The following is a 23621-nucleotide window of genomic DNA, read 5'->3' on the forward strand; positions in this document are numbered from 1 at the left end:
GGACGAAAGGGTACGGCGTGAATCTGGTCGAGCGCGGTGCGGAGTTCGCCGGGTTCTGGCGGGAGCGGCACCTGTGCACGCTCACCACCGTCCGGCCTGACGGCACGCCCCACGTGGTGCCGGTCGGCGTGACCCTCGACCTGGAGTCCGCGACGGCCCGCGTCATCACCTCGGGCACATCGCACAAGGCACGCCGCGTCGCCGCCGCAGGACCCGAGGGCACACCGGTCGCGGTCTGCCAGGTCGACGGACGCCGGTGGTCGACCCTCGAAGGCACAGCGGTCCTCCGCACCGAGCCCGAGCAGGTCGCCGACGCCGAGCGTCGCTATGCCGAACGGTACAAGCAGCCGCGTCCCAATCCGGCCCGCGTGGTGCTGGAGATCCGGGTGACCCGCGTTCTGGGAAACATGTGATCACGGTCGTCGGGATCGGCGCCGACGGGTGGGCCGGTCTGTCCCCCGCCTCGCGGGAGGCCGTCGAATCCGCCGAGGTGCTGATCGGCGGCTCCCGGCAGCTCGATCTGATCCCTGACGTGCCGGCTGAGCGGATCACCTGGCCGTCCCCCCTTATGCCCGCTCTGCCCGGCCTGATGGAGGCGCACGCCGCCAGGGCCGTCTGCGTCCTCGCGAGCGGCGACCCCATGTTCTTCGGCGTCGGCTCGACGCTGGTGCGCCTGCTCGGTCCTGAGCGGCTGCGCGTGCTGCCCCACCTGTCGTCGCTTTCACTGGCCTGCGCGAGGCTCGGCTGGCCCGTCGAGCAGGTCGAGGTCGTGAGCCTCCTCGGCCGTCCGCTCGCCGCCGTGAGCGCGGCCGTCTCGCCGGGGCGGCGCGTCCTCGTGCTCAGCGCGGACGGCGACGGCCCCGCCCAGGTGGCCGCGTTGCTGACCGCGCGCGGATACGGCGCGAGCGGCATGACGGTCCTGTCCGATCTGGGCGCGAAGGCCGAGTCACGGCAGGACGGCGTCGCGTCCCGCTGGCCGCACCCCGCCTCCCCGGCGCTCAACGTGATCGGCGTCGAATGCGCGGCCGACCCCGGCGCCCGGCCGCTCGCCCTGGTTCCCGGCCTGCCCGACGAGGCGTTCGAGCACGACGGACAGCTCACCAAACGAGAGGTGCGGGCGGTCAGCCTGTCCCGGCTCGCCCCTCTTCCCGGCGAACTGCTGTGGGACGTCGGCGCGGGCGCGGGAAGCATCGCGATCGAGTGGATGCGGACCCATCCGTCCTGTACGGCCGTGGCCGTTGAGGGCCGAGCCGACCGCGGCGAGCGCGTCCGCCGTAACGCGGAGACGCTGGGCGTGCCCGGGCTGCGCGTGGTGGACGGGTCCGCCCCGGCGGCGCTGGCGGGCCTGCCGGCGCCCGACGCGGTGTTCATCGGCGGCGGCGTGACCGTTCCCGGAGTGGTCGAGGCGTGCTGGACGGCGCTGCGGCCCGGGGGGCGGCTCGTCGCGAACGCGGTCACCCTGGAGTCCGAGTCGGTCGTCGGCCAGTGGTACGGCAGGCTCGGCGGCGACCTGGTACGCCTCTCGGTGCAGCGGGCCTCTCCGGTCGGCGGCTTCACCGGTTGGCGGGCCATGTTGCCGGTGACCGTCTGGTCCGTGGTCAAAGAGGTCCCGGTCCAGGAAGACGCGGTCGAAGGAGATTCCCCATGACGGTGCACTTCGTCGGCGCGGGCCCGGGAGCGGCCGACCTCATCACGTTACGCGGGCTGCGGGTGCTGGAGTCGTCGCCCGTCTGCCTCTACGCGGGGTCGCTGGTCCCCCGTGAGCTGCTCGACTCCTGTCCCGAGGGAGCCCGGCTGGTCGACACCGCCGATCTGACGCTCGACGAGATCGTCGCCGAGATGGCCGCCGCGCACGACGCGGGGCTGGATGTGGCGCGGCTGCACTCGGGCGACCCTTCGGTGTTCAGCGCCGTGGCCGAGCAGATGCGCCGGCTCGAGGTGCTGGACATCCCCTACGTAGTGGTGCCGGGAGTGCCGGCCTTCGCCGCGGCGGCCGCCTCGCTGGGCCGCGAGCTCACCGTCCCCGGCGTCGGCCAGACGGTCATCCTCACGCGCACGTCCGCGCGGGCGACACCGATGCCGGAGGGCGAGGACCTCGGGACGCTGTCGGCGAGCACCGCGACCATGGTGCTGCACCTGGCGGTCCAGCGGATCGAAGAGGTCGTCGCTGAGCTCCTGCCCTCGTACGGCGCGGGCTGTCCCGTCGCGGTCGTGGCACGGGCGAGCCGCGACGACGAGGTGATCCTCCGGGGCACGCTCGCGGACATCGCCGACCAGGTACGGCAGGCCGGGATCAGGCGCACGGCCGTCATCGTGGTGGGCCGGGTGCTCGCGGCGTCGGAGTTCCCCGACAGCCACCTCTACTCGCCCGGCCGCCGCCGGTCGTGACAGTGAACGGGACCCTGCCTGCCAGTCCCATGGTCACCGGCACCGCGCCGGTCCGCGTCACCGCGCAGTCAGGCGTGGTCGTGCCGTCAGACGTGCCCGTGCCGTCAGACGTGCCCGTGCCGTCAGACGTGCCCGTGCCGTCAGGCGTGGCCGCCCGCCCGTCCGACGATCACGCCGGCCCGGTCGATGACCACGATGTCGACCTCGACCGGAGCCTCCCGCAGCACCTCGACCGCCGTGGCGCGGGCACCCTCGGCTACCAAGTCGCCGAGAGGCAGCCCGGCCTCCTGGCACAGCCGCAGCGCGTGCAGCGCGGTGTTGGCCTCGCGGACCCTCTCGGCGAGGTCGGCCGTGCCTCCCGCGTCGAGCACGAGTCTCGCGAGCAGGTCGGGGTTGACCTGGGAGCGGCCCGAGTGCAGGTCGAGGTGGCCGTCGGCCAGTTTGGAGAGCTTGCCGACGCCGCCCGCGATCGTGAGCCGCGGCACGGGGTGTCGGCGCAGGTACTTCAGCAGCGCTCCCGCGAAGTCGCCCATGTCGAGCAGCGCGTCGTCGGGCAGGCCGTACAACTCGGCCGCGACGCGCTCCGAGGTGCTGCCCGTGCATCCGGCCACATGGACGTGCCCGGCGGCCCGGGCGACGTCGACCCCGCGTCTGATGGAGTCGATCCAGGCCGAGCACGAGTAGGGCACGACCACTCCGGTCGTCCCGAGGATCGACAGCCCGCCGAGGATGCCCAGCCTCGGGTTCCATGTGTGGCGGGCCAGTTCCTCGCCGTTCTCCACCGAGATCTCGACCACGAGGTCGCCGCTGCCGCCGTGCGCCGCGGCCACCTCGGCGACGTGCTCGCGCATCATGCGGCGCGGCACCGGGTTGATCGCCGGCTCGCCGACGTCGAGCGGCAGGCCGGGCTTGGTGACCGTGCCGACGCCCGGCCCGGCGGTGAACGTCACGCCGCTTCCCGGGAGGCCGGGCCGTACCGACGACGAGATCAGCGCGCCGTGCGTCACGTCGGGGTCGTCACCCGCGTCCTTCACGATCGAGGCGGAGGCGAAGCCGTCCCCGAGCGTCTCGCGGGCGAGCGCGAAGGCGGGTGTGCGGCCCTTGGGCAGCGTGATCGTCACCGGATCGGGGAACTCGCCGGTGAGCAGCGCCGTATAGGCCGCCGTGGTGGCGGCGGTCGCGCAGGCGCCGGTGGTCCAGCCGTGACGCAGCGGGGCGCTCATGAGACGGCCTGCCCGCGGACGGACGGCCCCACAGATGGGGACACGGAGGGGGACACGGTATGCGGGTGCTGATCCTGGGCGGGACCGCCGAGGCGCGGGCGCTGGCCGCCGCGCTCGACCCCGAGCCGGGCGTCCATGTGGTGTCGTCGCTCGCCGGACGGGTGAGCAATCCGCGCCTGCCGGTCGGTGAGGTGCACGAGGGCGGCTTCGGCGGGCCGGACGGCCTCGCGGCCTGGATCCGCGACAACACGATCGACGCGCTCATCGACGCGACCCACCCGTTCGCCGCGCGGATGAGCGCGTCGGCGGCGGAGGTGGCACGCCGCACCGGCGTCCCCCTGCTCGTGTTGCGACGTCCCGGCTGGGCGGAGGAGCCCGGCGATTCCTGGCATCGCGTCCCGTCGCTCCACGCGGCGGCGGACGTGCTGCCCTCGCTTGGCCGGAGGGTGTTCCTCACGACCGGACGCAGGAGCCTGCCGGTCTTCGCCGCGCTCGACGGCCTGTGGTTCCTCGCGCGTTCGGTGGACCCGCCCGAACCTCCGATCCCCGCGAATGTGCGGATCCTGCTCGCCCGGGGCCCGTACACCGTGGAGGGCGAGCGTGCCCTCATCGGGGAACATCGCCTCGACGTGCTGGTGACCAAGGACAGCGGGGGCTCGATGACCACCGCGAAGCTGGTCGCCGCCAGGGAGCTCGGCCTGCCCGTGGTCATGGTGGACCGGCCGTCGCCGCCCGACGGCGTACGGCTCGTGACCACGCCCGGCGAGGCCGCCGACTGGCTCGGCGGCCTGGCGGCGGGCCGGCGTCACGACGGGTAGCGGCGCGGTGTGTAGACCACAGGGCCGCCCTCACGTTCGACCACCCGCGTCGTCGAGGACCCGACGAGCAGCAGGCACCGCATGTCGACGGCCGACGGGTCCAGCTCGCCCAGCGTGGTGATCGTGACGCTCTCCTCCGGCCCGCCGACGTCACGCCCGACGACCACCGGCGTACCGGGATCGCGGTGCTCCAGCAGCAGGTCGCGCGCGGCTCCCACCTGCCAGGCACGGGTGCGCGAGGCCGGGTTGTAGACGGCCAGCACCATGTCGGACCTGGCCGCCGCAGTGATGCGGTCCGCGACGACCTCCCACGGCTTGAGGATGTCCGAGAGCGACAGGACGCAGTAGTCGTGGCCGAGCGGCGCCCCGGCCCTGCTGGCCACCGCCTGCGCCGCGGTGAGCCCCGGCACGATCCGCACGGGCACCCCGGCGTACCTCTCCTCGCCGGCCTGCTCCAGCACCGCGCTGGCCATGGCGAAGACCCCTGGATCGCCCGAGGACACCACCGCGACCCGCGCGCCCCCGAGCGCCATCTCCAGCGCATGCCTGGCGCGCTCGGCCTCCACCCGGTTGTCGGTGCGGTGGCGGCGCTGGCGGGGATTCTGCGGCACCCTGTCGACGTAGGGGCCGTATCCGACCAGATCGGTCGCGTCGGCGAGGGCTTCCTGCGCCTCCGGGGTGAGCCACGGGCGTCCCGCAGGGCCGAGCCCGATGACGGTGACCTGCCCTCCGCGTCCGTCGGCGGTGTGCTGGAGCGTGCTCGCCTCGGGCTGCGCCTGCTCCTGCTCGTGTTCGGTCGGCCCGGTGTGTTCGGTCCCCTCAGCATGCCCGGTGTGCTCGGGGACGAAGGTCCGCTCGGCGGGGCTCGGGATGAGCGCGAGCGAGAAGTAGGGAACCTCGGACGGGTCCACGTCCTTCAGCGGGAGGACCCGCTCGCCCTTCGTCGTGGCGCGCTCGACGTACCACGCCTCGTCGAGGCGACCTGCCTCCGCGAGCGCGTCACGGACCTTCTCGAAGGTACGGCCCAGCTTGAGCACCGCCGCCGAGTCCGTGTTCCGCAGCTTGTCGGCCAGCACGTCAGCGGGGAGCGTCCCCGGCAGGACGGTCAGCGTCTCGTCCCGCTCCACCAGCGGCCGCCCGAGCACCGCCGACGCCCCGCTGACCGAGGTCACGCCGGGCACCACCTCGGTCGGGTACCGATGCGCGAGCCGCTTGTGCATGTGCATGTACGACCCGTAGAAGAGCGGGTCCCCCTCGCACAGCACGACGACGACCCTGCCCGCGTCGAGGTGCGCGGCCAGCCTCTCCGCGCAGACGACGTAGAAGTCGTCGAGCGCGCCCTGGTAGCCGCCGGGGTGGTCGGTGGTCTCGGTGGTCAGGGGATATTGCAGGAGCTCCTCGACCTGGCCCTCCCGCATGTACGGCAGGGCGATCGAGCGGGCGATGCTCCGGCCGTGACGGGCGCTGTGGTAGGCGATCACGTCCGCCTCACCGATCAGGCGGGCCGCCTTCACCGTCACCAATTCGGGGTCTCCCGGGCCGAGCCCGACACCGTAGAGCCGACCTGTCATCGCGTTCACTCCTGCTCGCTCGCGATGGCGTTGACCGCCGCCGCCACCATCGCGCTGCCGCCCCTGCGGCCGTGGACCACCAGAAACTCCAGATCGCTGTCCGCCAGCGCCTGCTTGGACTCCGCGGCTCCGATGAAGCCCACCGGGATGCCCAGCACGGCGGCCGGCCGGGTAGCCCCCTCCGCGATCAGCTCCAGGAGACGGAAGAGGGCCGTCGGCGCGTTGCCGATCGCGACGACCGCGCCGCCGAGCCGGTCACCCCACAACTCCAGCGCTGCGGCGCTGCGGGTGGTGCCGAGCCGCTCGGCGAGCTCGGGGACGCGGGGATCGCCGAGAGTGCACACCACGTCGTTGTCCGCCGGGAGCCTCCGCCGTGTCACGCCCGAGGCGACCATCGCCGCGTCGCACAGAATCGGCGCGCCGCCGCGGAGCGCCGCGCGCGCGGACGCCACGACGGCGGGCGACCAGGCGAGGTCGTCGACCAGGTCCGTCATGCCGCAGGCGTGGACCATGCGCACGGCCACCTGGGCCACATCCGGCGGCATCCGGGTGAGGTCGGTCTCGGCGCGTATCGTGGCGAACGACCGGCGGTAGATCTCGGCGCCGTCGCGTACGTAGTCGGTCACTTTTCCCCTCTGGATGCGGGCACGCTCGACACGGCCTCGCTGGATGCGGCTGGGTTTTCGCCGGCCGCGGGATTGCCTGCGGTGCTGAATGCCGCCACGGCGGCGGCCACCTCGTCGAGGTCGGAGCACGTACGGCGGTCGCCGCCCAGTTCGACCCGGTATCCCGGGCCGGTCGACACCACTTCGACGACCTGTCCGCGCGGCCGTCCGCAGCGGCGCTGGCATCCGGCCCAGTGCACGGGCAGTCCGCGCGCGTGAACCGTCGCGTCCGCCTCCAGGGCCGCGTCGGCCTGGACGTCGGCGAGCGACTTGGCGCAGCCGGGTCTGCCGGTGCAGGCGCTCACGCCCACCCAGGGCGACGACGGGTCGGCGACCAGCCCGGCCCGGGTGAGGATCGGCGTCCAGTGGCTGGCCTGGGCGCGCGTCAGGTCCGGGACGACGACCGTCCGCCACGGCGTCAGCCGTACCGACGGCGGCTCGTCAGCCTGCCCTGCGGCCGCCGCCGCGTCGGCGAGAAGCAGCGCCTGGGCGGCGGACAGCCTGCCGAGCGGCACCACGACCTCCAGGGCGACGCGCCCGTCCCTCTGCTCCATGAGACCCGGTCTCCGCACAAAGGCGGTCGTCCGTACGGGAACGGGTGCCGGGCTGCTCACGGGCGCGGAGTCGAGGTGCATGCGTGCGGCGACGCGGGCGGGGCCGTCCTCGAGATCGGAGACGCGCCACGCCGAACCGCCCTGAGCGGCCCTCTCGTCCAGGAACCCCTCAGCGGCCGCCACCATGACGCCGACCGGAACGGCCGCCGGAACGACGGCTGGAACGGCGGCGCCACCGGTCGCCTGGACGCTTCCGGCCTCCACACCGGCGAGCAGCACCGTCCATGCCGTAAGCGACCGTGCGACGAGCGCGACGTCGGCGCCGAGCCGGTTCACGTCGCCGGTGCCGTCGTCCAGAGCGAACAGGAAGCGCCCGGACAACTCCGCCAGCCGTGGCCGGGCGCACAGGGCCCGGTCCAGCTCGGCGACCAGCGGGCGCACATCGAGCAGGGTCGAGCCGGATCGGCCGGAGAGCGGGGAGGCGATGATGTTGCGCACACGTTCGTGCGTCTCGGACGGCAGAAGCCCGGCGGCGGCCATCCGCTCGGCGAAGGCCGATGAGGAGGAGAGCCCGCGCACCTGGACGTTCGCCCGTGAGGTCAGCTCGATGACGCCCGAGCCCAGCTCGTCCGCGCAGGCGGCCAGTTCGCGCAGTTGGGCCGCCGATACGGCGCCGCCGGGCACGCGGACGCGGGCGAGACCGCCGTCGGCGGCGGTATGGACCTGTAGCGCACCTGGACATGCGTCGAGGTGCGCACGTCCGGAAAAGTCGCCAATCGCCACGAACAGGATGTTAACGCCAGTTATTGCATTCCATCCGGCTGCCGTAGTCTCATCGAAGACGACGGCACAGGGAGGAAGCCGGTGCGAAGCCGGCGCGGTCCCGCCACTGTGACCAGGGAGCGACCCCCATCGCGGGCCACGGTCCGGCTTCGGACGGGAAGGCCGGGGTGAGCGTCGATCTGGGAGCCAGGAGACTCCTGCCGTCGCGACACCCACGACCGGGGCGAGGACCCCGAGGGAGGAACCCCCGTGCGCCCTGAGCCGTCCAGCCCCATGCCGTCCGACTCCACGCCGTCCAGCCCCGTGCCGCCCAGCTCTACGCCGTCCAGCCCCGTGCCGTCCAGCTCTACGCCTTCGGGCTTCGTGCCGTCCGACGCCGCCGTGCCGTCCGACGCCGCCGTGCCGTCCGACTCCACGCCGTCGCCGACCGTCCTGTTGTTGTCGACCTCCGACACCGACCTGCTCAGCGCCCGGGGCAGTGGCGCGTCCTACCGTCTCGGCAACCCCGCCAGGCTGACCGTCGAAGACCTGCCCGCGCTGGTCGAAGGCACCGATCTGGTCGTGGTCCGGCTGCTCGGCGGGCGAAGGGCCTGGGAGGAGGGCCTCGACGCCCTGCTGGCCGGGCCGCGCCCGGTGGTCGTCCTCGGCGGCGAGCAGGCGCCCGACGCCGAGCTGATGGAGCTGTCCACGGTCAGCGCCGGCACGTGCGCCGACGCCCACGCCTACCTGGCCCACGGCGGCGCCGCCAACCTCGCCGAACTGCACGCCTTCCTCTCGGACACCGTCCTGCTCACCGGCCGCGGCTTCGCGCCGCCCGCCGCCATGCCGACCTGGGGTCCGCTGGAGCGCACGCCGGGCCGTACGGAGGGTCCCGTCATCGGCGTGCTCTACTACCGCGCGCATCACATGGCGGGCAACACCGGCTTCGTCGAGACGCTCTGCCAGTCCATCGAAGACGCGGGCGGCCAGGCGCTGCCCGTCTTCTGCTCCTCGCTCCGCACGGCCGAGCCCGACCTGTTCGAGACCCTCCGCGCCGCCGACGCGCTGGTGGTCACGGTGCTCGCCGCCGGCGGATCGCGGCCGGCCACCGCCTCGGCGGGCGGCGACGACGAGGCGTGGGACGTGGGCGCGCTCGCCGACCTGGACGTGCCTATCCTGCAGGGACTGTGCCTGACCACCAGCAGGCAGGCATGGGACGAGAACGACGACGGGCTCTCCCCTCTCGACGCGGCCTCCCAGGTGGCCATCCCCGAGTTCGACGGCCGGATCATCACGGTGCCGTTCTCGTTCAAGGAGATCGACGAAGACGGGCTCACCGTCTACGTCGCCGACCCCGAGCGGGCCGCACGCGTCGCCGGCATCGCCGTACGGCACGGCCTGCTCAGGCACGTCCCGCCGGCGGAGCGCAAGCTCGTGGTCATGCTCTCGGCCTATCCGACGAAACACTCGCGCGTCGGCAACGCGGTGGGCCTGGACACCCCGGCGAGCACCGTCAGGCTGCTGGCCAGGCTCGGCGAGGCGGGTTACGACCTGGGCGAGGGACTGCCCGGCGTGGCCGACCAGGACGGCGACGCGCTGATCCACGCCCTCATCGCCGCGGGCGGCCAGGACCAGGACTGGCTGACCGAGGAGCAGCTCGCGGGCAACCCCGTGCGCATCTCGGCGGCGTCTTATCGCGAGTGGTACGGCACGCTGCCGGACGACCTTCGCGAGGGCATGGAGCGCCACTGGGGGCCCCCGCCGGGCGAGCTGTTCGTCGACAGGTCCCGCGACCCTGACGGAGAGATCGTGCTGGCCGCGCTGCGGGCCGGCAACCTGGTGGTGATGGTGCAGCCGCCGCGCGGCTTCGGCGAGAACCCGATCGCCATCTATCACGACCCCGACCTGCCGCCGAGCCACCACTACCTGGCGGCCTACCGCTGGCTGGCCGCGGACTTCGGCGCCCACGCGATGGTGCACGTCGGCAAGCACGGCAACCTGGAGTGGCTGCCCGGCAAGTCGGCCGGCATGTCGGCGGCGTGCGGCCCCGACGCGGCGCTCGGCGACCTGCCGCTGGTCTACCCGTTCCTGGTCAACGACCCGGGAGAGGGCACGCAGGCCAAGCGGCGTACCCACGCGGTGCTGGTGGACCACATGGTGCCGCCGATGGCCCGCGCGGAGACGTACGGCGACATCGCACGCCTCGAACAACTCCTGGACGAGCACGCCTCGATCGCCGCGATGGACCCGGCCAAGCTGCCGGCGATCCGAGCGCAGATCTGGACGCTGATCCAGGCGGCGAGGCTCGACCACGACCTCGGGCTGGACGACCGGCCGCACGACACCGAGTTCGACGACTTCCTGCTGCACGTCGACGGCTGGCTCTGCGAGGTCAAGGACGCGCAGATCCGCGATGGTCTGCACGTCCTGGGCGAGGCGCCGGTCGGAAAGGTACGCGTCGACCTGGTTCTGGCGATGTTGCGGGCCCGGCAGATGTGGGCCGGCAGGCAGACCCTGCCCGGTCTGCGTGAGGCGCTCGGCCTGGCCGAGGACGGCAGCGAGGGACTGGCGAGCGTCGACCGGGCGGAGACGCTGGCCCGTGCCCTGGTCGAGGGGATGGAGGAGCGCGGCTGGGAACCGTCCGAGGTCCGCGACGTCGCCGCGGCGGTCCTGGCCGACACGACCCGCGGCGACACAACCCACAGCGGGGCGGTCCTGGCCGGCACGCTCACCGGCGACGCGACCCCTGACAGCGAGGCTCCCGGCTCGGCGGAGGAGGCCCGCCGAAAGCTCGTCGAACAGGTTCTGACGTTCGCCGCCACCGAGGTGGTGCCCCGGCTCGCACGGACGACCGACGAGCTCGACCACCTCCTCCACGCCCTGAACGGCGGCTACGTCCCCGCGGGTCCGAGCGGCTCCCCGCTCCGCGGCCTGATCAACGTGCTGCCGACCGGCCGGAACTTCTACTCGGTCGACCCCCGCGCGGTGCCCAGCAGGCTGGCCTGGGAGACCGGCCAGGCGATGGCCGAGTCACTGCTCGAGCGCTATCGCACGGACACGGGCGACTGGCCGCGCTCGGTCGGCCTGTCGGTCTGGGGGACCAGCGCGATGCGCACCGCCGGAGACGACGTCGCCGAGGTGCTCGCACTGCTCGGGGTCCGCCCCGAATGGGACGAGGCCTCGCGCCGGGTGACCCGGCTCGAACCGATCCCCCTCGAGGAGCTCGGCCGTCCCCGCATCGACGTCACCGTCCGGATCAGCGGCTTCTTCCGCGACGCGTTCCCGCACGTGGTCGCGATGCTCGACGACGCCGTGCGGATGGTCGCCGCGCTCGAGGAGTCCGACGAGGACAACTACGTCCGCGCCCATGTCACCGCCGACCAGGCCACGCACGGCGACTCCCGCAGGGCCACGATGCGGATCTTCGGTTCCCGTCCGGGAGCGTACGGCGCCGGGCTGCTGCCCCTCATCGACAGCGGCAACTGGCGCGACGACGCCGACCTCGCCGAGGTCTACGCCGTCTGGGGCGGCTTCGCCTACGGTCGCGACCTCGACGGCGTCCCCGCGCGGACCGACATGGAGAGCGCATACCGCCGGATCGCCGTGGCCGCCAAGAACGTCGACACCCGCGAGCACGACATCGCGGACTCCGACGACTACTTCCAGTACCACGGCGGCATGGTCGCGACGGTCCGCGCCCTCACTGGTACGGCTCCCGCCGCCTACGTCGGCGACAGCACCCGCCCGGACGCGGTGCGCACGCGCACCCTGTCCGAGGAGACCTCGCGCGTCTTCCGCGCCAGGGTCGTCAACCCCAACTGGCTGGCCGCGATGCGGCGGCACGGGTACAAGGGCGCGTTCGAGCTGGCCGCGACCGTCGACTACCTGTTCGGCTACGACGCCACGACAGGCGTGATCGCCGACTGGATGTACGACAAGCTGACCGAGACGTACGTGCTCGACCCCGAGAACCAGGCGTTCATGGCGAAGTCGAACCCGTGGGCGCTGCACGGGATCGCCGAGCGCCTGCTGGAGGCGGCAGAGCGCGGCATGTGGGAGCACCCGGATCCGGAGATCCTGCGCGACCTCCAGGAGGTCTACCTCAAGACGGAAGGAGACCTGGAGGACGGCGGCTCGGCCTGAGCGCAGCGCGCCCGCGGACGCCCTCCCCGAGGGCCTCGCACCGACGAACCTGCAGGTGAGCACCGGCGGGCCCGTCGGTGCTCACGGGTGGGCCAGCAGGCGGGCCTGCCCGGGGTCACAGGCGGGCCTCCCGGGGTCGCAGGTGGGCCCGCCTGGGGTCACAGCCGGCGCGTCGGCTGTGACCGCCTGCCTACCATTCGATGCCCTTCTGGCCCTTCTGACCGGCGTCCATCGGGTGGCGGACCTTGCCCATCTCGGTCACCAGGTCGGCCGCCTCGAGGAGCCTGTCCGGAGCGTCCCTGCCGGTGATGACGACGTGCTGGCTGCCCGGCCTGGCGGCGAGCGTCTCCAGCACGTCGTCCAGGTCCAGCCAGCCCCACTTGAGGGGATACGTGAACTCGTCGAGCACGTAGAACCGGTACGTCTCCGCCGCGAGGTCGCGCTTGATCTGTTCCCAGCCCTCGCGGGCGTCGGCGGCGTGATCCTCCTCGGTGCCGGGACGCTGGATCCAGGACCAGCCCTCGCCCATCTTGTGCCAGGTCACCGGGCCGCCCTCGCCGGTCGCGCCCAGCACAGTGAGCGCGCGCTCCTCGCCGATGCGCCACTTGGCCGATTTCACGAACTGGAACACGCCGATCGGCCACCCCTGGTTCCAGGCGCGCAGGGCCATGCCGAACGCCGCCGTCGACTTGCCCTTGCCGGGACCGGTGTGGACCATCAGCAGCGGCCGGGTGCGCCGCTGCCGCGTGGTGAGGCCGTCGTCGGGGACGCTGGCCGGCTTGCCCTGCGGCATCTCAGACCGCCTTCCTGTAGTCGCGCCTGTCGGCGGTGTCAGCCCGGATGCCTGCTCGGTGTCCGCCTCTGTCGTCGGGCCGGTTGTCGGGCCGGTTGTCGCGTTTGTCGCCTCGGTACTCGCGCACCAGGGCGCCCAGGTCCGCCATCGAGTCGAGGGGGACGGTCTGGGCCCGCATCTGGAACGCCAGCCGCCTCGCCAGGCCGAGCCGCACCGGACCGGTCTCGCAGTCGACGACCACACTCGCCACCCCCTTGAGCAGCCCGGCGGCCCGTTCGACGTCGCCGCCGGACGTGGCGCGCCCGTCGGTCACCAGGATCAGCAGCGGCCGGCGCGCGGGATCGCGCAGCCGCTCGACCCGCAGGACCTCGGCCGCCCGGGTCAGCCCCTCGGCCAGCGGCGTACGGCCGCCGGTCGGCAGCGAGCGGAGCCGGGCGGCGCCCGCCTCGACCGACGAGGTGGGCGGCAGGGCCACGTGGGCGGCGGACCCGCGGAAGGTCACGAGCCCGACCTTGTCGCGCCGTTGGTAGGCGTCGAGCAGCAGGCTCAGTACCGCCGTCTTGACCGCCGTCATCCGCTTGCGCGCCGCCATTGAGCCACTGGCGTCGACGACGAACAACACGAGGTTGCCCTCCCTGCCCTCGCGTACGGCTTCGCGCAGGTCGCCGTCCCGGATCACGAGCCCCGGGCCGGACCTGCCGCGTTCCCGCTGGTACGGCGCGGCGGCGAGCAACGTGCCCGTCAGATGGACCGAACTCAGCCGCCCTCCGGGCACACGGGAGCCCGTGGTCCGGCCGTGCGGCGTGCGCGCCCGCGACCGCCTCCCCGACGCGCCGTCTCCGATGCCCGGGACCTTCATGATCGGCACCTTGTACGGCCGGCCCGCCACGGCGATCTGCTCAGGACCGTCATGATCTGATGCGTTCTGGGACGCCTCGCGTGCTTCGTCCTCCCGCGTGCTGGAGGCCTGGTCCTCCCTGCGTGTCTGGTCCTCTCGGGCCTTGTGCGTCTGGCCCTCTCGGGCCGCGTCGTCCTGTGCCCCGTCGGCGTGCGGTTCGTCGCGTGTCCTGTCGCCAGGCTCCCCGCCGTCCTGCGCGTTCTTCGTCTCGTCCGCCGGGCCTGCCGTCGCCGAGCGATCATCGGGGCCGGTCTCGTCCCCCGCGTCCGGAGCGTCATCGGGGCCGTCGCCCTCTCGGGGAGACTGCCCGCCACCGTCGGGGTCGTCAGGGTCGTCGTCCGCCGCCTGGGACAGCAGTTCTTCCAGGAGCGACTCGTCCAGTCCCGGCGCGTCGAAGGGGTCACGGCGTCGGCGATGCGGCAGCGACAGCCGGGCGGCTGCGCGGACGTCCTCAGTCGTGACCATGTCACGGCCCTGCCAGGCGGCGTGCGCGATGGCGGCGTTGGCCGTGACGAGGTCGGCCCGCAGGCCGTCGACCTCGAACCCGGCGCATACGGTGGCGATCTGCCGCAACCGGGCGTCGGGCAGTCGCACCGTTCCCAGCCGCGCCCTCGCCTCGGCGATCCTGCTCGCCAGTGCCGCCTCCTCAGCGGTCCAACGGGCGGCGAATCCCTCGGGGTCGGCGTCATAGGCGAGGCGTCGCCGTACCACCTCGGCCCGTTCCCGAGGATCGCGAGAGGCCTTCACCTCGACGGTCAGCCCGAACCGGTCGAGGAGCTGAGGCCGCAGCTCCCCCTCCTCCGGATTCATAGTGCCCACCAGCAGGAACCTGGCCGCATGCCGTACCGAAACGGACTCACGCTCGACGTAACAGGTTCCCAGAGCCGCGGCGTCGAGCAGCAGGTCGACCAGATGATCGTGAAGGAGGTTGACCTCGTCCACATAGAGCACGCCCCGGTGAGCGGCGGCGAGGAGGCCGGGCTCGAAGGCCTTCACCCCTTCGGTCAGCGCCCTCTCCAGGTCGAGCGAGCCGACGAGCCGATCCTCCGAGGCGCCGACCGGAAGCTCCACGAGCGCCGCGGGGCGGTGCGCCAACGCGCTTTCCGGCTGGTGCGGGCCGTCCGGGCATTGCGGATCGGGCGCGTCAGGATCGCAGGAGAACCGGCATCCGCTGACGACCGCGACTGCCGGCAACTGCGCGGCCAGCGCACGGACGATGGTCGACTTGGCGGTGCCCTTCTCTCCGCGGACGAGCACACCGCCCACCCGGGGGGATACGGCGTTGAGCACCAGCGCCAGTTTCAAGTCGTCGAGGCCGACGACCGCGCTGAACGGGTAGGTGACGATCAAGGAGTTGCCCCTCCGGTTGACATGGCGATCCGCGGGGAAGCGGACCTCGTCAGCTCGGGAGACTCGTCAGCTCGGGAGAACGGCACGGTGACTCACGGCGGATCCTCCTCAGGGATGACGCGTCCCACGACATGAGGCCGCGGCAGCCAAGCGACCTGGCTCCCGGGATCTACGTCCCGGATACAGTGGCGCGTCCGCACCGGCATCTCACCGGATTTCCCCTGGACAACCGCAAAACCTACCGGAACGTACCGTTTCCTCCCGATCGCGTCAACCATGTGAGGATCTCCTCACATCGATGACGCGTCGGCCAGCGAATACCGCATCCGGTTGTGAGGCGTCGCACCCATGCATCGCATCCGGTCGCGAGGAGACGCGCCCCATGAAGGGACGAACCGCAGCCCGTACCGGCGCTGCGGGTGTGGGGTCCAGGTGAAGCGGGGTCCACTCCGGGAGCCCATCTCCTCGGGAATGAACTGGGCTCTACTGCGGGAGCCCGTCTCCCGGGAATCCCCGCACGGGATGCACCTCGTACGTGAAGACACCGGCACGAACTCCAGGGTCGTCATCCATGAGCGTCCGCACTTCTTCGACCGAGGCGTTGAAGATTCCGACGCCGCAGAGGTCGGAGTCGTCCATGACCGGCAAGACGACGGACAGGCTCCCCTCTGCGCGCAGGGCGAAGTTGTGCCGCACATGTTCCCAGATGACGGCGTCGCTGCCCTCCTTGCCGTAACCGTCTGCCGCCTTCAGCAACACCGCGACGAACTCTCGCGCACGGGTCAGCTGCTCTCGCATGTAATCGTCACTGATCTCCGTCATTCCGTACCTCCACATGCGCTCATGTCGGTCGGCCACCGCGCGTCGAGGCTCATGGTGGCACGGAAGATGTCACCTCGACGGTCGCGGGAGGCTGCCGCATCGACCGGATCGGCCCTGTCCTACACCCGCGTCGCCGATCCGGGACCGTGAACGCCGATCCGGGACCGTGAACGCCGATCCGCAGCCGCGGACGCCGATCCGGGTGGCCGTGGACGCCGATTCGGGGCCGCGGCGGGCGCGTCGTCGCGACGCGCGACCAAACGGCGCACGACCACAACGAGTACCACCAGACGACGCACCATCGGACGGCGCACGATCAGAACGGCGGCACGTCCCACAACAAGGAGGCCGTCCTACCCTCACTTGCCGCGTTGCGGCCAGTGCTTCGCTCACCCGCTCGCAGATCGCCTGGACCCTCAGGCGCAGGGTCGGCGTCGGGAGCCTGGCCTGCTTCCGGCGCACGTTCGGCTGCCATGATCGGAGCTTCGTCATCGCCGATGACCTCCATCGGTACGTCAGGCCAATTGCGAGGCTCTGGCCGAGGCAGCGCAGTCATGATCGGCGGGAGCTGTGAGGCGTAGTCATGGCCAAGAGGGCTGGTCCAGACGACGAGTCCGGGCTCGGACATGGTGACGAGCCAGCGACCCTGGTGTTTGGCCCGATGGTCGTGCCGGCAGACCAGGTGCAGGTTGCCCACGTCACTGGCTCCCCCAGACGCCCACTCGATGACGTGGTCCTGGTCAGTCTTGGTCGCAGGCACGCGGCATCCCGGCCGGGAACATCCCCGTCCGCGGATTTGGAGGTACCGCCGCAATGTCGCGACCGCCCGCCTCCGGTCCCTTCCAGGCGGCGGGTCACCCCGCCCGTGCCCCCATTCCTCTCCCTTGTCGTGTCCCCTTGATCGAGTGTCACCGTTTGTCGCGACCGAATCGGCGCTCTGCCGAGCGAGATCGACGAGAACTCCGGCCCAGGCGTCGAATTCCACTGAACGGCGAACAAGGTCGTCCAGTCTCCGCTGAGTGATCTGCAGTTCCACGATCCCGCCGCGTCGGCTGTCTCGCAGCGGACGAGCGCACGGGGCCACTGGGCGGTGATGAGTCAGTCCAACGTGTGTGAGTTGTCCATCGTCGGAACAGATCGCGAACCGCCACTCGCCTGCCGCCATTCCGGCCACGATGCGGCGCGCCAGACCTGCGTGGACCAGCCCCCATCCGGGCACTTCCGCCGGATGCTCGTCCAGCCCGAGAAGAGTGGTCAGCTCAACCCGCACCTCACCGACCGTCCACCTCTTCGCTCTGGTCCTGCTGCCGGGTACGTGGGCGTCGTCGTGGTCCGCGCTGCGAATCGCGTTGAGAGCTGAACCACCTTGTCGCTGAGTGTGCGGAGGTTCGTCTCGCTCCACCGATTCCGGACCGGGTTCGTACGCCGATGCCGAGTCAGGCCCGCAACCCGGAGGGTTGCTCGGCGCGATGCCACCTCCGCAGGTCTCGTCACCATCGTGGTCGCCCCCGAATCGGGGACCGATCCCATCGGAAGCACCCTCATCGGCAGAGTCAGGTCCGGCACCGCCGACGACGCCTCCGTCGGAATCCTGCGTCGCGCGGCTGTGAGGCGTCCTCTCCGCATGGTTCGAGGGACAACTCTCGCTCTGGCTCTCGGCGTGACTCTCGGACCGGCTCCCAGCACGGTCTTCGGACCGGCACTCATCATGGCTCCCAGAAGGGCCCTCCATGTGGCTCTCAGGGCGATTGCCGGCGCGCTCAGCATCCTCTGAATCGTCGGATTCACTCCGGCCGGTGCCGTTCCTCGTGGTGGGGCTGGTCGGATTGGCACAGCCATGTCGATCGGCACGCCTGGCTCCGCGTCGGCCCCCGGCGGTGCTCGCATGATTCGGGCTTCCAGCCGAAGATGAAAGATCGGAGTCGGGGTCGACAGTAGATGGCAGCTCGGCGAACGGATGAGCCAGAACGTGAGCGACCACCTGCTGGTCGGCCAGCCCTTCGAACGACCCGTCCAGCGAACCCAGAAACAGGTCCACCCGAATGTGATCAATGGGCCGACCATCTCCCGCACGCTTGCAGGCGCGTGCCAGCTCATCGATTCGCTCGCACCCGGCCGCCGCCCTGTCCATGGGGAGGTCCAGGCCCGACACCGTCGCGGTTCCGTCCTCCTGACGGACTCCGATCACCCGGCGACGCCGTACTGCCTCCCGGTAGCGCTTCTCCGCCCACTGCGGATCGATCGCCAGCACGAGCCGCTGAATCTGCTCGACCAGCTCTCCGACCGTCCATCCAGGCGCCTGCGGCAGTAGGAGCTCGCAAACCCGGGCCGCCTGTTCGCATGTCAGCCCGGCTGTCCAGCGGACAAATGCCTCGGCCCGAGGCTCATCCAGTCGCCCGGCCAGCATCTCCTCCCCCAACAGGGGCAGTCGCCGGTGCACGTTCCAGGCCCGCTCGAACGTCGCGTCCGACCGACGCCGCGACCAGACCAAGGCCGCCCGGACCTCATCGGGGCCGAACTCGTCGGGCACCTCCAATCGGCGCACCGAACCACCAGACAGCGGCTCCCTCAGGCCCACCTCCAGCACCGCCTGAAGGAAGCGCGCACGCTCGTGACACAACTGCCGATACGCCGCTTTCACCACCTCAACCGCATCGAACCCCGACACCTGAGCGACGTCGATCTTCGCCAACATCGCGCTCAACTCGGAGCCGGCCGGCACCTCAGCCAGACCTTCCGGGAGCGGGATGGGGAGCGTGCTGTTACCGCCGCCGAGCCCGGGACACCCCGAGGACAACCATCCCGATCCGGCAGATGCATCAGGAGAACGGGGTGAAAATGGGACGGAGGAGGAGGACGAGGGCGCAGGAGGAAATGAGGTCGAAGAAGCCGCAGACGCAGACGCCGGCGGTGGCGGTGATAGCACTGGCGAGGGCGCCGACGGGGAGGAGAAAGGCACAGCGGCAAGCGGCACGGAAGGCTGCGCACACCCCTGCGACGAGCCGTACACGGCGAGCCCTCCTTGCCGGAGACGAAACGACGGACTGCGATTTCCCGGCCGCCCGGACCAGGACCTTCTCTGCAGGCAATCGACGACTTCATCACGCGGCGTACGGCCAAGCGGCCCGCCAATCAAGCTCACCTGTAACGGCTAGCCCAACCATATATCGAACACACGATCGATGCAAGATGTCTATGCTGCGCAACGACCCTCATCGACCCGCGATCCGGTGGCCAACCACCACCTGCCCGCAGGAGACCCCCACAGAGCGCGCGACGCCGAGGCCGACGCGGAGATCTGGTGGGGATTCGGTACGGCACGAGACCATGGCCTGCTAGGGGCGATGCGGTAGCCGGCTTGGTGCGCGCGACCTGGCCCCGTGCGATGGAGTAGCTCAGTGCTGTGGCGGGGTGGCCCGTGTGATGCGGGACGTCGCGGAGAGCTGGTGCCGGGGAGGCGGCCCGCTGGGACGGATGGCTGGCCAGCATCGTGTGCGCCTGCCCCGGCTCTGCCCTTCTCCGCCTTTACCCTGCCCTGCGTCCCCCCCTGCCCCGGCTCTGCCCCTTCTGTCGCATATCTGGACAAGTCGATCAACGGTACGGCTCGGTTTGGGGACCTCCCATCGAATCCCAGGAGTGCCAGACCTAGGCTGCTGTTTCAGAGGGACATCATTTGAGGGACACCACCCGAGGGATACCAACCGAGGGACAAGGGACACCATCTTCGCGACGCGACGGAGGTGAGCCGAGTGAACGACTTCCGCGTCTCGACCGAGCTTCACCCGCCTTTCACCATCATCAATGTGTGCGGCGAGCTCGACATCGCCACAGAACCGGAGCTACGCAGGCGGGTCGAAGCGATCCTCGACCACCCAACGGCGCGACTGCTCTTCGACCTCAGCAATGTGGAATTCCTCGACAGCACAGGGCTTCAAATCATCTTTGACACCTATGTCCGTCTTGGCCGGGGGCATCGTGTGGCCGTCTGCGGCCTGTCTCCACGGATCAAGAAGGTCTTCGACGCCCTCGGCCTTTCAGAAGAAATCATCATTTATGCGGACTGTTCGGACGCGTTGTCGCACCCGGACGCCTGACGCACCTCACCCGGACGCCTGACGCGTCGCACCGGAACGCGTCACACCCGGGCTCCCTAGGCCCCCCACCCCGGGACGCCTGAACGCACCCCTCCCAGACGTCTGACTCCCATGAAGCTCGGACCCGGCAGATCGCCCACAGGAATGAAGTCCCGCGAACCGAACGGCCGGTGATCCCGGCCCGAAGGCCCGAATCACCGGCCGGCATCGGCATGGAGCCGACGTGAAACGTGCGGCCTACGTGGAGCCCATACGGGACCCACGTAGAGCCCGCTCAGTTGGTGATCAGATCGAACGACTCCCACGGGCCGATTGCGTCACGGTTGGCGATCAGCGGCTGGGCGCCGCCGCCCTCCGCGCAGACGTACTTGCTGTTCACCCCGGCCCTGAGGCTGACGGAGCCGTCCGGGTTGTTGATCAGCTGGAAGGTCTCCCACGACCCTGCCGACGGCCGGTTGGCGATCAGCGCCGCGGCCCCGGCGTTCTCCGCGGTCACGAACTGGTTATTGCTCTTGGCCCGCAGGGCGATGTTGCCGTTGCCGAGGTTGACCCGTTCGAACTGCTCGCTCGTCCCGATGGCCGTCTTGTTCGCGATCAGCGGCGTTCCGGTGGGCGCGGTGACGTACAGGTTGTTCGCCCGGGAACGCAGGCTGACGGTCCCCGCGCCGGAGGAGCCGCTGGTGACGCGCACGGCGTCGACCATGCCCACCGCCGTCGCCTTGTTGACGATCTTCAGGGTGTGCTGGCCGTTGGACAGCCCGGTCTTGCTGTACACGACCTGCTGGACCTGGCGTCCTCCGGACACGTTCAGGTTGACGTTGGTCTGGAAGACGTTGTCGATGTAGACGTCGACGTTGCCCATGTCGCCGTTGCGCTCGGACAGGTAGTCGATGCCGGTCCCGGTGAAGGTGTACGTGGCGGTGGCGCCGACGGTGTTGGTGTGGTGGGTGTCGTCGTTGTAGTCGCCGTAGCCACGGGACGTGGTCTGGTACCAGTTCGAGTCGTACGTCAGCTCGGTGTCGTTGATGAGCGAGTTCGACGTCTGCGCCGCCGTGCCGAGCGCCGAGGCGGTGCCGCTCAGGGTCTTGACGCCCTGGTTGGCCGTGCCGGTCAGCGTGGTCGAGGTGTACGTGCTGAGCGGCTTGGCGGTGCGCTCCACGACGTAGACCGTGTTCGCGGCGGTCGGGAAGGTGACCTCACCACTGGAACTGGTCGTGATGATCGCGTTGTCGGACGTCCTGCGGACCTGGACCTGCTGGGTGCCCCAGGGGTTGACGACCGTGGCCTGCTTGCCGTACTGGCTCCTGAGCCCGACGTACTTGATCTCGCCGGCCTCGCGCTCGGAGCTGACGAGGAAGCCGTCCTTGGCCAGCAGGGTGAACTTCCCGACGAACGACGAGTCGCCAGGCACGGCGGGGAACACGCGGATCTTGTCGTTGTAACTCTGCAGCAGCGTCTCGTTCATCGCCGTCAGGTGCACGCCGAGGTACTCGAAGACGCCGTTGGTGTTGTTGGTCATGCCGTTCGGGTAGTTCTGGTACTTCTGCAGCATCGTCTTCATGCCGTTGTACGCCTGGTCTCCGAGGCCCAGCCGGGCGGCCTGGACGGCGTCGTTGGCCCACACGTTGCCGTACGGGAACGGCCGCTGGTTCCAGGTGTTCACCGCGGTCTGGTAGTCGGAGTAGCCGATGCCGGTCAGGTCGTACGGCCAGATCAGCTCGGACGAGACGTTCTCGCCGTTGCGCGTCTGCGAGATCGGCGGCTGGTGCGGCTGGTAGGCGCCGTTGGACACGACGTACGGAACGAGGTGGTCGAGCACGTTCTGCCACGTCGACCGCAGCCCCGCGTCGACGCCGAGCTGCTGGCTGACCTGGATGGTCAACGGGAAGATGCTGCGCACGGCGGCCAGGTCCGTGATCGCGTTGCGGACGTTCCAGTACGTCTCGTGCGAGTTCGAGTTGGCCATGTAGTACGTGTTGTTGCTCGTGTCGTGCGTCAGCATCGCCGAGTAGAACTTCGCGGTCTCCCGCATGAACGGGTAGGCGACGGTCTGCAGGTAGTTCGCGTCGTTGGTGTACCGGTAGCGCATGTACATGCTGTAGGCGGCCTCGTAGCCCGTCGACAGGATGTTCTTGGTGTAGTCGCTGCCGACCGTGCCGCGCGCGTTGCCGTCCCAGCCCATGGTCTCCGGCACCCACAGGCCGTCCACGCCGTACCGCGTCTGCGTGTACGACTTCAGCGCGTTGTAGTTGCGGCTGTAGAGGTTGTTGTGCCGGTCGATCAGGTCCGGATGGTTGGAGGCCAGGAAGGACAGGTACACGTCGCGCTGGTTCCAGTACCAGTACGCGTTGCTCCACTTGCTCTGGTCCTGGGTGGCACGGAAGACGCCGTTGATGAAGTGGGCCGGGTAGTTGCCGAAGCCCGCCGCGGCGATCATGTACGTGCTCAGGTAGTAGACGTTCTCCATGTAGTCGGCGTCCTTGGAGCCGTTGGAGTACTGGACGAACGACTTGTTCCAGAACGAGTGCCAGAAGTTCTTGTAGTTGGTGAACGTCGTGGCGTATCCGGTCGCCTTGACCGAGGCGAGCTGGTTGCGCGCCTGCGTCACCGAGTCCCGGTTGGGGGCGTTGATCCTGCTCGCCGCCGTGAGCCAGATCGTGTAGCTGGAGGTCGGCGTGATGTTCAGCCGCACCTTCCGCCCGTCCACGACCTGTGTGGTGAAGTTCGCGCCCTCCACGGTGGCGGCCATCGAGTAGCCGAAGCCGTTGGCGTCGGTCTGGCCGCGGCTGAAGCCGGCGACGTTGGCGTCGGAGAACGTCGAGATGGTCTTCCACGTGTTCAGGTCGGGCACGTCGGCCATGTTGGTGACGGTCGCCGGGTCCCACATGCTCAGGTCGAACGCGACGCTGGAGACGCCGCCGCGTGTGTCGTCCACGTGGATGCCCATGACCTCGGAGTTGGGCGATCCCATGATGGTGACGGTGCGGTTGGAGTCGTACTTGGTGGTCAGGGTTCCGTCATAGAGCGAGAGCCGCTGCTGGTAGTTCGTGTACCCGGTGTCCATGCCCGGGTTCGTGTACAGGTTCGCGGTTCCCGCGGCGTACGCCGACTGTTCGGACAGGTCGACGCCCGACACCTGCATCGTCAGCCCGTTCTGATTCCACACCATGGCGCCCGTACGGCCGTTGCCCACGGTCAGGCCGTACAACGGGTTGGTGTTGGGACGGTTGTAGACGATGTCGTGCTTGGACAGGTAATTCGCGTAGTCGACCTTGAGCGTCCCCGCCGTCTGGTCGAAGGCCGAGTCGGTGGTCGAGGCCTGCGCCGGTGCGGCCAGGCCACCCGCCGCCAGAGAACCGGCGAGAAGTAATAAGGAAAGGGAACGCAGCAACCTCATCTACATGATCTCCCTTACTCGCTGCTGCTGTGACGCCACCTGGGCAGCGGCCTCGCCTGGCCGTACCTCGATCGATCGCGCGACTCACCCACACCAAGATCACCAAGGGTGCGGGGGACGCGAAACTGGCAGGGGGACGGCTC

General features: G+C 70.5%; 15 protein-coding genes and 1 riboswitch. Of the genes, 6 read left to right on the top strand and 9 right to left on the bottom strand.

The window, feature by feature from the left end; all coding sequences use genetic code 11:
• Positions 1–17 precede the first annotated feature (17 nt).
• From Pph01_RS33020 to cobM, 3 genes are read left to right on the top strand one after another with little or no spacing between them, the layout of a single operon-like run.
• Positions 18–413: a pyridoxamine 5'-phosphate oxidase family protein gene (locus Pph01_RS33020; RefSeq protein ID WP_204077110.1), complete on the top strand. Its 396-nt coding sequence runs from the start codon at positions 18–20 to the stop codon at positions 411–413.
• Positions 410–1648 carry a precorrin-6y C5,15-methyltransferase (decarboxylating) subunit CbiE gene (gene cbiE / locus Pph01_RS33025; RefSeq protein WP_204077111.1) on the top strand — a complete coding sequence of 413 codons (1239 nt, stop codon included), beginning with the start codon at positions 410–412 and terminating at the stop codon, positions 1646–1648. The genes Pph01_RS33020 and cbiE overlap by 4 nt, the downstream gene beginning before the upstream one ends.
• The gene (cobM, locus tag Pph01_RS33030; RefSeq protein ID WP_204077112.1) at positions 1645–2388 is read left to right on the top strand and encodes a precorrin-4 C(11)-methyltransferase; all 744 of its coding nucleotides are present in this window, start codon (positions 1645–1647) and stop codon (positions 2386–2388) included. The genes cbiE and cobM overlap by 4 nt, the downstream gene beginning before the upstream one ends.
• A 140-nt stretch (positions 2389–2528) precedes the next feature.
• Here the strand turns inward: cobM and Pph01_RS33035 are convergent, their stop codons facing one another.
• Complete coding sequence (locus Pph01_RS33035; protein ID WP_204077113.1) at positions 2529–3611, bottom strand: cobalt-precorrin-5B (C(1))-methyltransferase; 1083 nt, start codon at positions 3609–3611, stop codon at positions 2529–2531.
• Positions 3612–3670: 59 nt separating this feature from the next.
• On the opposite strand from Pph01_RS33035, the gene Pph01_RS33040 reads away from it, so the two are divergent.
• Positions 3671–4429: a cobalt-precorrin-6A reductase gene (locus tag Pph01_RS33040; protein WP_204077114.1), complete on the top strand. Its 759-nt coding sequence runs from the start codon at positions 3671–3673 to the stop codon at positions 4427–4429.
• Here the strand turns inward: Pph01_RS33040 and Pph01_RS33045 are convergent.
• From Pph01_RS33045 to cobG, 3 genes are read right to left on the bottom strand one after another with little or no spacing between them, the layout of a single operon-like run.
• Entirely contained in the window at positions 4417–6000 is a 1584-nt protein-coding gene (locus Pph01_RS33045) for a precorrin-2 C(20)-methyltransferase (protein ID WP_204077115.1), read from the bottom strand. The genes Pph01_RS33040 and Pph01_RS33045 overlap by 13 nt on opposite strands.
• A 5-nt stretch (positions 6001–6005) precedes the next feature.
• The gene (locus Pph01_RS33050) at positions 6006–6626 is read right to left on the bottom strand and encodes a precorrin-8X methylmutase (protein ID WP_204077116.1); all 621 of its coding nucleotides are present in this window, start codon (positions 6624–6626) and stop codon (positions 6006–6008) included.
• Positions 6623–8002 (bottom strand): precorrin-3B synthase, encoded by a 1380-nt coding sequence (gene cobG, locus Pph01_RS33055; protein ID WP_204077117.1) that lies wholly within the window; start codon positions 8000–8002, stop codon positions 6623–6625. Before cobG ends, Pph01_RS33050 begins: the two co-directional genes overlap by 4 nt.
• Before the next feature lie 21 nt (positions 8003–8023).
• Positions 8024–8218: riboswitch (cobalamin riboswitch) on the top strand.
• 33 nt (positions 8219–8251) lie between these two features.
• Here cobG and cobN point away from each other — a divergent pair.
• Positions 8252–12124, top strand: a complete 3873-nt coding sequence (gene cobN, locus Pph01_RS33060) for a cobaltochelatase subunit CobN (protein WP_239117192.1) — start codon at positions 8252–8254, stop codon at positions 12122–12124.
• Positions 12125–12314: 190 nt separating this feature from the next.
• Here the strand turns inward: cobN and cobO are convergent, their stop codons facing one another.
• From cobO to Pph01_RS43770, 4 genes are all read right to left on the bottom strand, one after another.
• Positions 12315–12917: a cob(I)yrinic acid a,c-diamide adenosyltransferase gene (gene cobO / locus Pph01_RS33065; RefSeq protein WP_204077118.1), complete on the bottom strand. Its 603-nt coding sequence runs from the start codon at positions 12915–12917 to the stop codon at positions 12315–12317.
• Between the two features lies 1 nt (position 12918).
• Positions 12919–15165 (bottom strand): magnesium chelatase subunit D family protein, encoded by a 2247-nt coding sequence (locus tag Pph01_RS33070; protein WP_204077119.1) that lies wholly within the window; start codon positions 15163–15165, stop codon positions 12919–12921.
• A 483-nt stretch (positions 15166–15648) separates the two neighbouring features.
• Positions 15649–15987, bottom strand: coding sequence for a YciI family protein (locus Pph01_RS33075; protein ID WP_204077120.1), 339 nt, complete (start codon positions 15985–15987; stop codon positions 15649–15651).
• 316 nt (positions 15988–16303) lie between these two features.
• The gene (locus Pph01_RS43770) at positions 16304–18682 is read right to left on the bottom strand and encodes a DUF222 domain-containing protein (protein ID WP_204077121.1); all 2379 of its coding nucleotides are present in this window, start codon (positions 18680–18682) and stop codon (positions 16304–16306) included.
• Positions 18683–19736: 1054 nt separating this feature from the next.
• Between Pph01_RS43770 and Pph01_RS33085 the strand changes: the two genes are divergently transcribed.
• A complete protein-coding gene (locus Pph01_RS33085; protein ID WP_204077122.1) occupies positions 19737–20081 on the top strand; it encodes an STAS domain-containing protein in 345 nt (114 codons plus the stop codon).
• A 274-nt stretch (positions 20082–20355) separates the two neighbouring features.
• On the opposite strand, the gene Pph01_RS33090 is transcribed toward Pph01_RS33085, so the two are convergent.
• Complete coding sequence (locus Pph01_RS33090; RefSeq protein ID WP_204077123.1) at positions 20356–23478, bottom strand: glycosyl hydrolase family 95 catalytic domain-containing protein; 3123 nt, start codon at positions 23476–23478, stop codon at positions 20356–20358.
• Between the last annotated feature and the right edge of the window lie 143 nt (positions 23479–23621).

Source organism: Planotetraspora phitsanulokensis, from assembly GCF_016863295.1.
GTDB lineage: Bacteria > Actinomycetota > Actinomycetes > Streptosporangiales > Streptosporangiaceae > Planotetraspora > Planotetraspora phitsanulokensis.

What these genes read in the sequence shown, in the direction of transcription:
- Pph01_RS33040 (WP_204077114.1), top strand. Translation starts at nt 3,671, where the DNA reads ATGCGGGTGCTGATCCTGGGCGGGACCGCCGAGGCGCGGGCGCTGGCC.
- cobM (WP_204077112.1), top strand. Translation starts at nt 1,645, where the DNA reads ATGACGGTGCACTTCGTCGGCGCGGGCCCGGGAGCGGCCGACCTCATC.
- Pph01_RS33090 (WP_204077123.1), bottom strand. Translation starts at nt 23,478, where the DNA reads ATGAGGTTGCTGCGTTCCCTTTCCTTATTACTTCTCGCCGGTTCTCTG.
- Pph01_RS43770 (WP_204077121.1), bottom strand. Translation starts at nt 18,682, where the DNA reads ATGTTGGCGAAGATCGACGTCGCTCAGGTGTCGGGGTTCGATGCGGTT.
- Pph01_RS33075 (WP_204077120.1), bottom strand. Translation starts at nt 15,987, where the DNA reads ATGACGGAGATCAGTGACGATTACATGCGAGAGCAGCTGACCCGTGCG.
- Pph01_RS33035 (WP_204077113.1), bottom strand. Translation starts at nt 3,611, where the DNA reads ATGAGCGCCCCGCTGCGTCACGGCTGGACCACCGGCGCCTGCGCGACC.
- Pph01_RS33045 (WP_204077115.1), bottom strand. Translation starts at nt 6,000, where the DNA reads ATGACAGGTCGGCTCTACGGTGTCGGGCTCGGCCCGGGAGACCCCGAA.
- cobO (WP_204077118.1), bottom strand. Translation starts at nt 12,917, where the DNA reads ATGCCGCAGGGCAAGCCGGCCAGCGTCCCCGACGACGGCCTCACCACG.